The sequence below is a fragment of the Pseudomonas sp. McL0111 genome (assembly GCF_052567255.1).
The window spans coordinates 4,075,094-4,089,720 of sequence record NZ_CP199585.1 but is presented as its reverse complement, the minus strand read 5'-3'; the positions used below and the strand labels follow the sequence as shown (position 1 = coordinate 4,089,720).

The window sequence follows — 14,627 nt, the reverse complement described above, 5'->3', positions numbered from 1 at the left end:
GGCCTCGGTGTTCACATATCTTGTGTTCGACATCGATCACTGTGGGAGCGGGCTTGCCCGCGATGAGGCCGGTCCATTCAACCTGGCTGACCGTTCAATTTGAGGGCCTGCTGCACCGCGCCATCAACGCTCAATCCACTGAGGATCACCCCGTTTGCCGTTACCTCAGGCAACGCATCCAGCACCACCATCGCCTCATGCTTCAGCCGCGCCAGAATCAGCCGCTTACCCTCCTGATGCACCCGCAGAAAAAACTCCTGCATCGCCTCGATACTGGTGCCGTCCAGATCCGGAGATTCCTCCAGACTCAAAATCACCGTATGCACCGGCACCGGCGAATGACGGATCAAGCGCAACGCCGCGCCGAGAATGCGTTCCACGTTGGCAAAAAACAGCGCCTCGCTGGGCCGAATAATCAACACGCCCGGTTCTGCCTGCGCAATCGGGTGGCGCTGCACATCGACAAAATCATGCCCGCCATCGATCCGCCCCAGCACCTGAATATCCGCCGCTGACATCTGTTTGAGCATCAGCAACACACTGATCGCCACCGACACCAGTAAACCATCCAGCACGCCAAGCACCAGCACCGCCGTAACTGCGCACAGCACCAACACCCGATCCCGGCGCCAGACGAAATAACGCCCCAGCGGCTGCAAGCTCAAACCGCGCCCCAGCGCATGCATGACAATCGCAGCCAGTACCGGCTCTGGCGTCAACGCGATCCACGGCAACACCGTCAGCACGATAATCAACACCACCAGCGCCGCCACCCCACCCGCCCATCGCGAAGTGGCACCCGCCGCCTCGTTCGCCGAGGTCGCCGAATACCCCGCCCCGGCCGGCATGCCGTGGAACAACCCGGACAACAGATTCGAAGCCCCCAGCGCCAACAAGTCGCGGTTGGAGGTGACGCGGTCGCCGTGTTTCAGCGCAAAGGAACTGATCGAGCCGTAAGACTCCGCGTACAGAATCATCACCAGCGCAAACCCCACCTCCCCCAGCCGCAACCAGTCGGCGAACGGCAGGACCGGCAGCCTGGGTATTTCCAGACTCAGATCGATCACACCGATCAGCTTCACGCCATACGCCGGTAAGTTCAGCCATTGCCCGGCGGCGATACCGATCACCACAACCAATAAACCACCAGGCAAGCGTGGAAAACGCGAAAACAGCCCCAACAACAGCAGCGCCGCAGCAGCAACGCCAGCCGCCGCCCAGTTCCACTGCGGCAGTTGCTCCAGCAGTTGCGGGGCGAAGCGCACCAGATTGGCGTCGGTCAGATGCACGCCGACCACACTGGCGACCTGCTTGAGAATAATCGTCAGCGCCAAGCCGAAGGCAAACCCGCGCAGTACTGGTTTGGCGATGAACGAAGTGACGCTGCCAAACCGGAACATCCCTGCCAGCAAAAACAACCCACCGCTGACCAGCACCAGGCCAATCGCCAGGGTCGAGCGCAGTTGCGGATCACCATTGGCCAACGTCGCCGTGGCCGCCGCCAGTACCGCTGCCGAGGATGACGTCGCCGAAACAATCGCAAAGCGGCTGGTGCCAAACAGCCCATAGCACAGCAAACCGGCGAACAAGGCGATAACCCCGGCCTGCGGCGCCAGCGCGGCAATGGTCGAATACGCCACCGCTTCGGGCAGCAGCAGCCCGGCGATCGACAGACCGGCAAGCACATCCTGCCAGCGATTAGTGGGTGCAACAGGTTGAGGGGCGCTCGACAATCCAATGTCTCCAGGCGAAAAAACCGCTGCGCGCGTGATACGCGTAGCGGCCTACTGTAGCTGAAAAGCCTAGGATCGCTGCCTGCCAATACAACCCTGCATCCCGGATACGTCCTACATAAGAAAACGATTCGGCCGACTGCGCGATAACGCAGACCCAAGCAAAGTCTTGTGCCTGAAAAGGACACAGGAAAATGTGCATGTTGACTGCTGGCCAACCCGATCTGCCTGACGATTTACCGTGGAAACAGCAGCAGGCCTTTCTGTTGTTTGACGGCGCGACGATCACCGATCTGCTTGTGCAGGTGAAACGGCTCAGCCCGGCCGCCAGCACTTTTGCCCTGTTCGACCAATCGCCGTTCGCGGAATTGCGCGATATATCGCCGTTGCTGGTGGCGATCGAACAGCCAGATGAACCCTTGATGCAGTTTTTTCTGCAACGCGCCCACGAAGAAAGTGGTTTGTTGTTGTTCAGTCCGGCGCCCGCGTATGCCGTGGCTGAGCATTTGCGAAAACTGGTGGCGGTCAAGCTACCGACAGACCAGTCGGCGCTGTTACGTCTGGCGGACGCGGCCGTGATGCGGGCGATGCTTGCCAGTGCCGATCAGTCTTTGTTCGGGCCGCTGACCTGTGTGGTCAGCGCTGACTGCGTCAATGTGCTTTGGCACTGCCAGCGGCCACGGCAAGCTGAATGTTCGACACTTGTCGCACCTTATCGGCTCAGCGTTGAACAAAATACGGCGCTGGACCTGGTCGACCGGCGTCGAACGCTGCTTGATCTCGATGCGCATTTGCTGAAGCACTTCCGCGCATTCCATGTTGGGGAAACGCCAGCCATGCGTTGGCCAATGCTCGAGCAGATTGCAACCCGATCCGACGCGCTTGGCCTGAGTAACAAATCCGAGTTGTTCAACTATGCGAATTTGATGGCCTGGCTCGACGGTCACGAAATCGCCCAGCACCCGCAAATCCACCATTTGCTCCACGCGCCCTCCCTGCAACCTGCCGGCGAGCGCGTGGCACGGGCAGCCGAGCTGGCGCTGCACTGGGCCAGTCAAAGGGCACGACCATGACTCACCCGGCGATCCTTGATGCGGCGGCGGCTTCAAAAAAACCGTTCGGCTCCATCGACTTCTGTCCATTGCGCCAGACTCATGTACAGCTGCTGCCACTGTCTTACGGACTGGTTGAAAAACACCTCGACCCGAGCGCCGAACTGACGCTGCCATACACCTTGAGCGCCCGGCCGATGGGCATTCGCCGCTTGCGCGACGGCTGGCTGTACATCATCGACGGCCTCAGTGGCGAGTTGTATGAATACCGGATGCTCGACGGCGCTGTCAGCGCGCTGCTGCACAAAGGCAAAACGGTGAGTGAAGATCTGCGCACGCCCATCGAAGAGCGGCCGGCACTGATCTTTTCCCGCAAGAGCACCTTGTACGTGACCTTCGCCGAAGTGCAGTGGACGGCGGGCAAATGTCATCAGGTGCTCGACAGTGCCGAGGAGCGCGAGCACTTCATGCAAGCGGTGAATCTCGGCCCGGTGAATTGCGAGACTGGCGGCGAGCACTTGCTGACCGTCGAGCAGGCCAGCCAATGGCTGGCGGAGCTGGCGACCTTTGCCGAACCGGTTAACAAGCCGGAGTCAGGCGAAACCTCACTACCGACGGTACACGTCAGCAACGCCCCCGAGCACGAGCGCATACCGTATCTCTGGGAAAAGCCCCAGCGTTTTCGCGAGGCACACATCGGCGAATTTCTGGGTCGAATTCGCGCGCCTTATCAGGACGACACGCTGTTTTTGCTGGTCGACGACCACCTCGGCGTGATGCGCGATCTGGCCGAGTATCAGGACACCGTGGTCGGTTGGGTCGAGGAATGGAGCAACACCGATAACAACGCACGCGATTATTTGTTGGCCGCTTATATCGAGTCCCTGAGCCAACTGAGTGCCGCAGACTTCGACAGTCTGGCCAAGGCCAGCGATCAGCCACAGGGCAAGGCACTGTTTGCCGATCTGGAACAACTGCCCGAACCGGAACGGGAAAACACCCGCAAGGCTTTGCTCGATTACCTGAACAAGGGCGGCAACGTCCAGCTAAGCAACGCGCCTGCACCGCCAGCACTACAGAAATTGCGCGCACAAGGTTTCGACGACGGGATGCAGCGCAATCGCTTGGCCCCCACGGAAGAAATCGATCGACGCTATTACACGCGAGAGCATTTCGACGCGGTCGCGCCAGCCGATTTCGTTGATAGACATCTGGAGACGCTGATCAGCCTCGGCAAGGATCAGGATAGCCATAGGCAGAACGTGCTCGAAGGTTCCGTGCTCAGTGGTAAACGCGGAATCAACGACCTGATCGACCGTCCGGCGATGGACGAGGTTCTGAACCGTCATCGTGACGATCTCGGACGCTGGAACCGTTTGCTCGACCGCATCACCGTCGACCGCACGCAATTGCTGTGCGACGGCCACTTCCACCGCTCGGCGTGGTACTACGACGCGCAAGCACCGGAGCAACTCGGCCCAGCCTTCGCAACTGAATACGCTTGCCTCAAGGACATCTGCCGCAGCGACGCGGCGAGCGAGCAAATACTTGGCTATCTGGAAGAACATCCGGAGCTGACCCGACCGCTGTTCTACACCTTGCCGCTGCGGGTCCAGCCCGAACAGGCCGGGCAATACTCGACGCTGTTCAACGCTGGCATGGCGACGTTCAACAACCTGCCGCAGTGGCTGGCCAAGCTGCAAAAGGTCGAGCAACCGCACCTCCCGGCCCTCGACGACTTGCCCGAACACACCCGCGCCGTCGCCGACGCGGTGCAGCAAAGTTACAGTCCGGCGCTGAACCTGGGGCTGAGCCGCGCACTGGAAGGTTTCGACCTCTCGGGCGAAAAGATTCCTGAAATGGATGAGTTGTTCCAGCGCCTGCCCAAAGCGTTGCGCCTACGTGTCTTCGACGCGGCGAAAACCAGCGGCGTGAGCTTCACCGTCGCCAGCCCAGCCGAACAGAGCGCATTGCAAACCGCGATCAAGGAAGTGCTGCGCGAGCGCGAATACCTCAAGACCCTCAACCGGGAGCGCAATCAACTCACCCACAACAAAAACCGCCCGGGACATAAAACACCTCGGGCGATGGAGTTGCAGGAAGAAATCGTGCGGGTCCGGGCACAACTGACGCAGATTGAAGGGCGATTGGCTGCAGCGTTGAGCCCGATTGAAGAACTGCCGGATCGCTCGGCACGGCTTTATGGTGCAACGCCTGCACGGGCCGGGGTGACGGTGGTATTTCCGCCGGCGCAGCAGGGGGAATTGAGGAGTTTGTTGGGGAATATACGGTTGGGGATTGGTGGTGTTTCGACAGGGAGTTTGGTGAAGACTGAGGGGATGGGGTTGGTAGTGGTTTTGGTGCAGGTGGTGAATTTGGTTGGGGTCGTGCGAGAGGTGTTTAGTCAAACACGGGACAAACGAAATCTAAAGTCGTTGATAAGTCCGGTTATGGTCACCAGCGCCGCAGGATTCACTGCCGCACAGAGTCTCGCGGAAACAGCCATGAAGGTTCGTAGTAACGCGCTTGTCGCGGGACTTCAGCGACAAGCCCTTATGAATGTGCATGTACAGATGGGTAAGTTGCATATTGGGTTAGGCATACCCACCTATCTTTTCGGTTTAATTTCGTCACTCAAAAGTTTGAACGACCATCTCCGAAATTGGCAGCAAGCGACACGTAGTGGTAACAAAGCTTCACTCAGTAGTGCTGCGCTGGCCGCAGTGGGTGCTGGCGGGATGACGACCGTAAATGCATATGGGTTGAGTGAAACATTACATGCCGGTTATACCGTTATTGCGGCGGAAAACAATGCAGCACGCACGGCCGCATGGGCTGCCGCAGGCACTCGCCTATCAACAGTGTTCTTCCGCTTCAACCTAGCTGGTGCTTTGTTTACAGTTTTGGAGTTGAGCGGTACGTGGCTGTTCAACCGTTACAACATCAGCGCGCACGATAAATGGCTGAGAATCACGCCCTGGAGCCTGGATGCCGAGATGCGCGGCGATCACTCACTGGATGACTATCAACGCTATCTGGCTTTTCTGATACACGCACCTTACGCCCAGCTTGGCCAAAACTCATACGACTCCTGGCTGAAAAACCTGCTGTTCAAAGCCCAGCCCAGCGATATCCATTTGGTGCTGCCAAGACTGGCATTGAATGATTTTCTGCCTCCTCTCGGAGGTAAGGCAACTCACCGTTTAGGCATCGGTGCGCACCGTATTTCCATTCCTTTACACAGCCAAGGAACACCACGAGAACGCAAGGACATCATTAGTGACGAGGTCGTCAGTAGTTTGCGCATCGTCAAGTCATCTGCAGAAGGATTGGTGCTCTGCCTTCAATACCCGATTGATCCGGGCTCTGAATTCACTCCTGCAAAAGAAACGCTTGAACTGGCCGTCTGCATTCAAAATTTGAACGCAAAAGGCGAATGGGCATCGCGAACTCAAGTGATACATCTGGACCCTCGGGGTGAGGGGCATTTTTCGGTAGTTTCTCCTCAGTTGGTGAAAGAGAAGCCTCCAGTTCTGCTCGTCGAAACCCAGTTTTTGGAACGAGCCGATCATGCCGAGTAAATGCTTCAAGACCATATGCCCAGAAAAAGCTGAACAACCACGAAAGGCTGGAGATATCGAGCCTTTCACGGGCGGAAAAATCACATATCTCGCTCCGCTACCGTTACCAACACCGATGCCACCTTACGGCCCACATATCGGCGAGCTGAACGACGTGTATATGGATTTCGGACTGGGCTCACCACAAGTCTTTATGTGGCAAATGACATTGGGCGGCCCATTTACCGTCGCGTTTATGATCGCGTTTCTATTCCCTCCTTTAATCGGATGCATAGGGTTGATGCTTGGTTACGACTTTGCATATACCCGGGAGCTCGTCGTAGACTTTTTCTTCGAAATTTACGGCCACGCCTTTCTTTCTCTTTTTTGCGGTCTACTCATCGGCCTGGGCGTCTGGCACCACAACCACAAAAAACGCGCCCATCTCATACCCACCCGCTTCAACCGCCAACGTCGCGAAGTCTGCTTCATGCCCAAAGGCGCTACCGAACCAGTCTTCGTCCCTTGGGAATCCCTTTGCGCGTGGACCATAGAAGCCCAAGGCGTCACCCAATACGGTGTCCACCGCCAATACGGCATGGGCATCGGCTTTTACCAGGGCGAAATCCTCACCAGCCTTGAATTCCCCTGCGCCGGCCTGTCACTAGCAATCAGTCATTGGGAGGCGATTCGTGGCTACATGGAATACGAAGTCAACGACCTCAAATCGATTCAGGACTTACAAGACCTGCAAGGCCCCGACGACCCTCCCCACGAAGGCCCGCACATTTTCCGCAACGCCCGCACACGCATGCACCAGCAAATCCGCGATGGCTCACGCACACGTTTGTCGGGCTTCTTTTGGTACCTGTATCACGTCATGACCTTGTGGACGATTCCCAACCACCTCGTCGAATGGGAAGTGCGCCGCCTCGAAAAAATCGGCAAACAAACCCTGCCCGAAGCCATGCGTGAATGGTCGGAACCGCTGCCGGAAGATCAATGGGCCAAACCCAGTGCGGAGCTGCTGCGACTTAGCGAAGAGGTACGGCAAATGCAAAAGCGCCAGCCACAACGGCCGATTACCGAGATATTTGCTGATGTTCAACGCTCGAGGCGTAGCGGAAAGTGTCGCGTATGACGGGATATTTTTCGGTAATGGCTCCTCAGCTGTTCAAAGAGAATCCTCCTGTTTTGCTTATCGAAACCCGATTTCCGGAGCGAGCCGATCATGCCGAGTAAATGCTACAAGGCCATCCGCCCAGAAAAAGCTGAACAACCACGAAAGGCTGGAGATATCGAGCCTTTCACGGGCGGAAAAATCACATATCTCGCTCCGCTACCGTTACCAACACCGATGCCACCTTACGGCCCACATATCGGCGAGCTGAACGACGTGTATATGGATCTCGGACTGGGCTCGCCACAAGTGTTCTCATGGCAAGTCATATTAGGTGGGCCGATCAGCTTGTCATTCATGGCGGTATTCTTATTCCCGCTAATTACCGGAGTTATGGGAGTTATTTTTGGATACGGACAGGAGGCTATATGGGAATCCATGGTCGGCATGTTTGAGACAGGATATGAGAGCGCGCTTATAACCGACCCTTTAATTTTACTCATCGGCCTGGGCGTCTGGCATCACAACCACAAAAAACGCGCCCATCTCATACCCACCCGCTTCAACCGCCAACGTCGCGAAGTCTGCTTCATGCCCAAAGGCGCTACCGAACCAGTCTTCGTCCCTTGGGAATCCCTTTGCGCGTGGACCATAGAAGCCCAAGGCGTCACCCAGTACGGCGTCCACCGCCAATACGGCATGGGTATCGGATTTTACCAAGGCGAAACCCTCACTAGCCTCGAATTCCCCTGCGCCGCCTTGTCACTCGCAATCAGTCATTGGGAGGCGATTCGTGGCTACATGGAATACGAAGTCAACGACCTCAAATCGATTCAGGACCTGCAAGATCTACAAGGTCCCGACGACCCACCCCACCAAGGCCCGCACATTTTCCGCAATGCCCGCACACGCATGCATCAACAAATCCGCGACGGCTCACGCACTCGGTTGTCGGGCTTCTTTTGGTACCTGTATCACGTCATGACCTTGTGGACGATTCCCAACCACCTCGTCGAATGGGAAGTGCGCCGCCTCGAAAAAATCAGCAAACAAACCCTGCCCGAAGCCATGCGTGAATGGTCGGAACCGCTGCCGAAAGATCAATGGATCAAACCGAGTGAAGAGTTGCTGCGACTGAGCGAAGAGGTACGGCAAATGCAAAAACGCCAGCCGCGACGACCGATTACCGAGATATTTGCTGAGGTTCAACGCTCGGACCCAATCGGAAAGCGTCGCGTATGACGGGATATTTTTCGGTAATGGCTCCTCAGTTATTCCAAGAGAAGCCTGCAGTTCTGCTCGTCGAAACCCAGTTTCTGGAGCAAGCCGATCATGCCGAATAAACTTGATAAGCAAATAGGTAATCCTCAACTTCAACAGTCACGAACAGCAGGTGATATCGAACCGTTCCCAAGCGGAAAAATCACTTATCTCGCGCCACTGCCACTACCAACCTCAATGCCACCCTATGGCCCGCATATTGGCGAACTGAATGACGTGCACATGGACTTTGGATTGGGATACCCACAAGTCTTTATGTGGCAAATGACCTTAGGAGGGCCATTTAGCGTTGCATGCATGATCGCCTTTCTATTTCCCCTGATCGTTGGTTTTCTGTTCTTTTTGTTCGGGATGGGGTGGGAAGATATTAGTCACGCCATACGAGGTATTTTTCACGAGGCGCATGGTAAGGCTTTTGTCGCTTTTTTTAGCGGTCTACTCATCGGCCTCGGCGTCTGGCACCACAACCACAAAAAACGCTCCCTCCTCATCCCTACCCGTTTCAACCGCCAACGTCGCGAAGTCTGCTTCATACCCAAAGGCGCCACCGAACCAGTCTTCGTCCCTTGGGAATCCCTTTGCGCGTGGATCATCGAAGCCCAAGGCGTCACCCAGTACGGCGTCCACCGCCAATACGGCATGGGCATCGGCTTTTACCAGGGCGAAACCCTCACCAGCCTCGAATTCCCCTGCGCCGGCCTGTCACTCGCGATCAGTCATTGGGAGGCGATTCGCGGTTACATGGAATACGAAGTCAACGACCTCAAATCGATTCAGGACCTGCAAGATCTACAAGGCCCCGACGACCCTCCCCACGAAGGCCTGCACACATTCCGCAATGCCCGCACACGCATGCACCAACAAATTCGTGACGGCTCACGCACACGTTTGTCGGGCTTCTTTTGGTACCTGTATCACGTCATGACCTTGTGGACGATTCCCAACCACCTCGTCGAATGGGAGGTGCGCCGCCTCGAAAAAATCGGCAAACAAACCCTGCCCGAAGCCATGCGTGAATGGTCGGAACCGCTGCCGGAAGATCAATGGGTCAAACCCAGTGCAGAGCTGCTGCGAATGAGCGAAGAGGTACGGCAAATGCAAAAGCGCCAGCCGCGACGGCCGATTACCGAGATATTTGCTGAAGTACAGCGAGGGATTTGAAGCCAGGAGGGAAAAACTGCGGGGGTCCGGGGTAGCGAGTTTTCGTCGCCCTGCCCCAGAGCAAAAGAAAAAGATCGCAGCCTGCGACCGCTCCAACAGAAAAACAACAAACCCTGTTGGAGCTGCCGCAGGCTGCGATCTCTTGATCTTTAAACAGACAACTTGTAAACCAGCGCCGAAATCGCCACCAGACCTACAGCGGTGACAAACACGTTCGACGCCTGACCACGATAACGGGCCATCGCCGGCACCTTGCGGATCGCGTACATCGGCATCAGGAACAGGATCGCCGCGATGACCGGGCCACCGATGGTTTCGATCATGCCGAGAATGCTCGGGTTCAGGGTCGCGACGATCCAGCACACCACCAGCATCAACGCTGCGACAATGCGATCCAGCGCCTTGGGGCTCGGACGCTTGCCGGTCTTGACGATCAAGCCTTTGAGGCCTTCGCTGGCGCCGATGTAGTGACCAAGGAACGACTTGGAGATCGCCACAAAAGCAATCAACGGCGCCGCAAAAGCGATGGTCGGGTTGCTGAAGTGGTTGGCCAGGTAAGACAGGATCGACAGGTTCTGATCCTTCGCTTCAGCCAATTGCTCAGGCGACAGTGTCAGCACACAGCTGAACACAAAGAACATCACCATCAGCACCATCAGTGCGTGGGCACGGAACAGGATCTGCGAGCTGCGTTCATCGGCATGCACGCCGTAACGGCGCTTCTGATCAACCGAAAACGCCGAAATGATCGGCGAATGGTTGAACGAGAACACCATCACCGGAATCGCCAGCCACAGCGTGTGCAGCAACGCCGATGGCGCCGGCACCTGCGAAACGGTGGTGAGGATGCCGCCGTTCCAGTGCGGGATCAGGTACACCGCCAGAAACAGCAGCGCGACGATGAACGGGTAAACCATCAGGCTCATCGCCTTGACGATTGCCTGCTCGCCGCAACGCACCACCGCCAGCAGACCCAGAATCAACACGAACGACAGCAGCGCGCGCGGTGGCGGCGTGATGTGCAGTTGGTGTTCGAGGAAACTGGCGACCGTGTTGGTCAGGCCCACGCTGTAGATCAGCAGAATCGGGAAGATGGCGAAGAAGTACAGCAAGGTGATCAGCGCACCGGCCTTGATGCCGAAATGCTGCTCGACCACTTCAGTGATGTCGGCGCCTTCGCGACCGGAGAGCACAAAGCGGGTCAGGCCGCGGTGTGCGTAGAACGTCATGGGGAATGCCAGCAACGCGAGGATCACCAACGGCCAGAAGCCGCCAAGACCTGCGTTGATCGGTAGAAACAGGGTGCCGGCGCCGATGGCCGTCCCAAACAGTCCCAACATCCAGGTGGTGTCCTGGCGTGCCCAGCTCGTTAGTTCAGCGGGTGCTGCAGCTTCTTCATAGCGTTGGTCGACGCTATTGGCCTGATCATTCATCCGGTCGGATCTCCGCATTCCGGTCACTTGCCACTCGGTCAGGACGCGTCGGAAAAAACCGACAGACATGCTCCGGCCGAAACAGGGGCGAGATTCTCCGCGATAAATGAGCAGAAGCAAAGACTTAGCTGAGGAATGGTTGTGCGGAGCAGATCAACGGATTGTCGTTTTCAGGAAAAAATCTGTCGGCAATGAGCATGATTAATGTCGCTTTCAGGAACGTAATCATCAAGCGTACCCGGATAAAAAGGCTCAGATGGATCGGGCCAATAACAGGACGACTGCAATCCCCACGGCAGCTATCAACATACCCAGACCAAACAGCAAAAACGTCTCACGCATTTCGGCCTTGTGAAAGGGTTCCATGGCTTCTCTGAACTCGAGTTCCTCTTGATACAGTCGCTCTATTCTGGCTCTACGTTCCTCTGCGTTCATACTGAACTCCTGTTTTTTTGGCCACTGACCGAATTGTTACTTAACCATTGTTGGGCAAAGGGGATGCGCAACGCTAACTGATTGCGTCCACTTAAAACTTTAGGAAAAGCCCTAAGCCGGTAGCGAGTGCGGTTAACACACCGGCGCCTACCACAAGCGGATACAAGACAGTTTCTCTCTTCAGCTTTGCTTCCTCCGCCAGGAACTTCAGTCTTTCCGCTCCCAATTTCCGGGTTTCCGTTTGCAACCTTTCGAGCTCCACGTTTTCGCGGTCATCAATATGCATGCGCCTTCCTTGGCTGCTGGTAGCTACCGCCCGGAGTGGTTTATCCAGTCCGGCCGCCTCCCTTGCTGCCATATAATTTCGCATTCATCGCCTTTGCAATAGCGGATGAATCTGTCGTATTCGTAGGCAAAATCCGGTAGTTGCGTAGGCAGCCTCATACAGAGAATGCCGCGAGTCCCGGCTATTTATCGGCTATACCCAATGGCGAAAGGTCTGACACGTCCCTGCCCCTTTAGCCCACGGAGCCCACCTCATGCCCCTCGTCCGCGTCGAATTAAAAAAGCGCCCCGACCCAACCTTTGCCAAACGCGTCGGCGAGCAAATCTACGCCGCCATGCGCAGCGCCATCAGCGTCCCGGAACACGACAACTTCCAGATCCTCGCCGAGCACGACGGTGAGCATTTCATCTTCGACCCCGAATACCTGGGCATCCAGCGCAGTGACCAACTGGTGATCATTCAGATCACCCTCAACGAAGGCCGAACCCAAGAGCAGAAAAAAACGCTGTACCAGACCATTGCGCAGAACCTGAATACGCATCTGGCGATTCGTCTGGAGGATGTGTTCATCAATCTGGTGGAAGTTAAAAAAGAGAACTGGTCATTCGGCAACGGCATCGCCCAATACGCCAGTTGACAGCCTGGCAAGTGCGCCAGCATGATCGGCCCATGAACATTTGCCCGCTGCACCTCACCCGTACCACCACGACCACCATCGGCGGGTCGTGGTGTTTGCGCCTGAGGTAAATCCAGCGCAGCAAACCCAAGGCCCCGCCAGCAATGGACGGGGCCTTGTTGTTTCTCCCGTCCCTGCGGCTGCAGTTGTAAACAGTCGAGTCACCCAAGGAGAAACACCATGTCCGCAGCACTGTTGATCATCGATATGCAGGTCGGTCTGTTCCACGGCCCGGAAAAACCCTACGACGGCGAACGCGTACTCGCCAATATCCAGCGTTTGATCGCACAGGCGCGCCAGCAAAACGTGCCAATCTTTGCCGTGCGCCATACCGGACCGAAGGGCTCACCAATTGCCTCCGGCAGCCCGCTCTGGCAGTTGCTGCCCGAACTTGAGCTGAACGCCGAAATCGACACCCTCTTCGACAAATCCAGACCCAACGCCTTCCACGGCACTGAACTGGCGCAGCAGCTTGAATCCAGAAAAATCGAGAATCTCCACATCGTCGGCATGAAGACGCAGTTCTGCATCGACAGCACCTGCCGCGCCGCCGCCGATCTGGGCTTCAAACCATTGCTGGTGGCGGACGCCCACACTTGCATGGACACCCCGGCACTCCTCGCCCAGGCCATCATCGACCATCACAACGCGACCCTCGGCGCAGCCTTCGCACGACTGATCAATAGCGCCGAAGTGAGCTTCTGACGAAGCGCGCACTCACTCCCCGCTTCAGCTCCTACACTGGCTGATGCGGGGCAGTCGCCAGCCATTGCCAAACCGCTCTGGAATCAGCACTCTGACACGACTTTCGCGACCGAAACGCCGACGATCACAGGAGCCGCGCAATGCCCGCCACCGTTCTGGTACTGGTTGAAACCATCAATGATTATTTGCCGATTCTCGAGCATCAAGGCTTTCACCTGATCCTCGCGCCAACGCCGGCCGAACGTGCGCAAGCCATCGCCACCCACGGTGTTCGGATTGATGCGGTGCTGACTCGTGGCCCGCTGGGCCTGACCGCTGACGAAATCGCCGCCCTGCCCGCGCTGAAAATCATCACGGTGATTGGCGCCGGTTACGAACATGTCGATCTGCAAGCCGCGAGTGATCGCGGGATTACCGTGACCAACGGCGCCGGAGTCAATGCCTCCTCGGTGGCCGACCATGCCATGGCCATGTTGCTGGCGTTGGTACGGGACATTCCGCGCTGCGATGCCGCCGTGCGACGTGGCGAATGGCCGAAGATCATGCGCCCGTCACTGGCCGGCAAACGTCTGGGTATTCTCGGCCTCGGCGCGGTGGGCATGGCGATCGCCAAACGTGCGGGGCTCGGTTTTGATATGCAGATCAGCTATCACAGCCGTCAGGTGCGCAACGACGTGCCTTACGCTTTCTGCTCGACGCCGACCGAACTGGCCAGAGCGTCGGACTTTCTCATCGTCGCGACGCCGGGCGGGATCGGCACTCAACATCTGGTCACGCGTGCGGTGCTGGACGCGCTCGGCCCGAAAGGTTTTATCGTCAATATCGCCCGCGCCAGTGTGATCGCCACTGCCGACCTGATCGTTGCACTTGAGCAGCGACGAATTGCCGGCGCGGCGCTGGACGTGTTCGATCACGAACCGCAAGTCCCCGAAGCGTTGAGAACCCTGAGCAACGTGCTACTGACTCCGCATGTCGCCGGCTTGTCGCCGGAAGCCACCCAGGGCACCGTCGAGTTGGTGGGCAAAAATCTCGTGGCGTTTTTCTCCGGCCAACCGGTGTTGACGCCGATTGCGCTCCCTCCAGGACTCAACAACCAGCGCGTGCACTGATAAACAGTGGCAGCGCACCTGAACGCTGTTACGCCCTGCCTATTCGGAACGCTGATTATCCGGCAACACGCTAACC

Annotated in this window: 12 protein-coding genes; 8 read left to right on the top strand and 4 right to left on the bottom strand. The window is 57.2% G+C overall.

Going from position 1 to position 14,627, the window contains the following annotated elements; translation table 11 throughout:
• Positions 1 to 77: 77 nt before the first annotated feature.
• Complete coding sequence (locus ACTWLJ_RS18820; protein ID WP_445177950.1) at positions 78 to 1,733, bottom strand: SulP family inorganic anion transporter; 1,656 nt, start codon at positions 1,731 to 1,733, stop codon at positions 78 to 80.
• Between the two features lie 200 nt (positions 1,734 to 1,933).
• Here ACTWLJ_RS18820 and ACTWLJ_RS18815 point away from each other — a divergent pair, with 200 nt between their 5' ends.
• From ACTWLJ_RS18815 to ACTWLJ_RS18795, 5 genes are all read left to right on the top strand, one after another.
• Positions 1,934 to 2,806, top strand: a complete 873-nt coding sequence (locus ACTWLJ_RS18815; protein WP_445177949.1) for a DUF4123 domain-containing protein — start codon at positions 1,934 to 1,936, stop codon at positions 2,804 to 2,806.
• On the top strand, positions 2,803 to 6,366 hold the full coding sequence (locus tag ACTWLJ_RS18810; RefSeq protein ID WP_445177948.1) for a toxin VasX: 3,564 nt from the start codon (positions 2,803 to 2,805) through the stop codon (positions 6,364 to 6,366). The genes ACTWLJ_RS18815 and ACTWLJ_RS18810 overlap by 4 nt, the downstream gene beginning before the upstream one ends.
• On the top strand, positions 6,356 to 7,486 hold the full coding sequence (locus ACTWLJ_RS18805) for a hypothetical protein (RefSeq protein ID WP_445177947.1): 1,131 nt from the start codon (positions 6,356 to 6,358) through the stop codon (positions 7,484 to 7,486). Before ACTWLJ_RS18810 ends, ACTWLJ_RS18805 begins: the two co-directional genes overlap by 11 nt.
• Before the next feature lie 90 nt (positions 7,487 to 7,576).
• Positions 7,577 to 8,707 carry a hypothetical protein gene (locus ACTWLJ_RS18800; RefSeq protein WP_445177946.1) on the top strand — a complete coding sequence of 377 codons (1,131 nt, stop codon included), beginning with the start codon at positions 7,577 to 7,579 and terminating at the stop codon, positions 8,705 to 8,707.
• A 90-nt stretch (positions 8,708 to 8,797) separates the two neighbouring features.
• The gene (locus ACTWLJ_RS18795; RefSeq protein WP_445177945.1) at positions 8,798 to 9,907 is read left to right on the top strand and encodes a hypothetical protein; all 1,110 of its coding nucleotides are present in this window, start codon (positions 8,798 to 8,800) and stop codon (positions 9,905 to 9,907) included.
• 149 nt (positions 9,908 to 10,056) lie between these two features.
• Here the strand turns inward: ACTWLJ_RS18795 and ACTWLJ_RS18790 are convergent, their stop codons facing one another.
• The 3 genes from ACTWLJ_RS18790 to ACTWLJ_RS18780 all read right to left on the bottom strand — a co-directional run bounded on the left by ACTWLJ_RS18790 (position 10,057) and on the right by ACTWLJ_RS18780 (position 12,061).
• Positions 10,057 to 11,340, bottom strand: coding sequence for an HAAAP family serine/threonine permease (locus ACTWLJ_RS18790; protein ID WP_401219692.1), 1,284 nt, complete (start codon positions 11,338 to 11,340; stop codon positions 10,057 to 10,059).
• Between the two features lie 252 nt (positions 11,341 to 11,592).
• Positions 11,593 to 11,775 (bottom strand): hypothetical protein, encoded by a 183-nt coding sequence (locus ACTWLJ_RS18785; RefSeq protein ID WP_445177944.1) that lies wholly within the window; start codon positions 11,773 to 11,775, stop codon positions 11,593 to 11,595.
• Positions 11,776 to 11,866: 91 nt separating this feature from the next.
• Positions 11,867 to 12,061, bottom strand: coding sequence for a hypothetical protein (locus ACTWLJ_RS18780; RefSeq protein WP_445177943.1), 195 nt, complete (start codon positions 12,059 to 12,061; stop codon positions 11,867 to 11,869).
• A gap of 253 nt (positions 12,062 to 12,314) precedes the next feature.
• On the opposite strand from ACTWLJ_RS18780, the gene ACTWLJ_RS18775 reads away from it, so the two are divergent.
• The 3 genes from ACTWLJ_RS18775 (at position 12,315) to ACTWLJ_RS18765 (ending at position 14,551) form a co-directional block, all read left to right on the top strand.
• Positions 12,315 to 12,698 (top strand): tautomerase family protein, encoded by a 384-nt coding sequence (locus ACTWLJ_RS18775; RefSeq protein WP_445177942.1) that lies wholly within the window; start codon positions 12,315 to 12,317, stop codon positions 12,696 to 12,698.
• Positions 12,699 to 12,917: 219 nt separating this feature from the next.
• Entirely contained in the window at positions 12,918 to 13,442 is a 525-nt protein-coding gene (locus ACTWLJ_RS18770; protein ID WP_445177941.1) for a cysteine hydrolase family protein, read from the top strand.
• A gap of 140 nt (positions 13,443 to 13,582) precedes the next feature.
• The gene (locus ACTWLJ_RS18765) at positions 13,583 to 14,551 is read left to right on the top strand and encodes a 2-hydroxyacid dehydrogenase (protein ID WP_445177940.1); all 969 of its coding nucleotides are present in this window, start codon (positions 13,583 to 13,585) and stop codon (positions 14,549 to 14,551) included.
• The last annotated feature ends 76 nt before the right edge of the window (positions 14,552 to 14,627 follow it).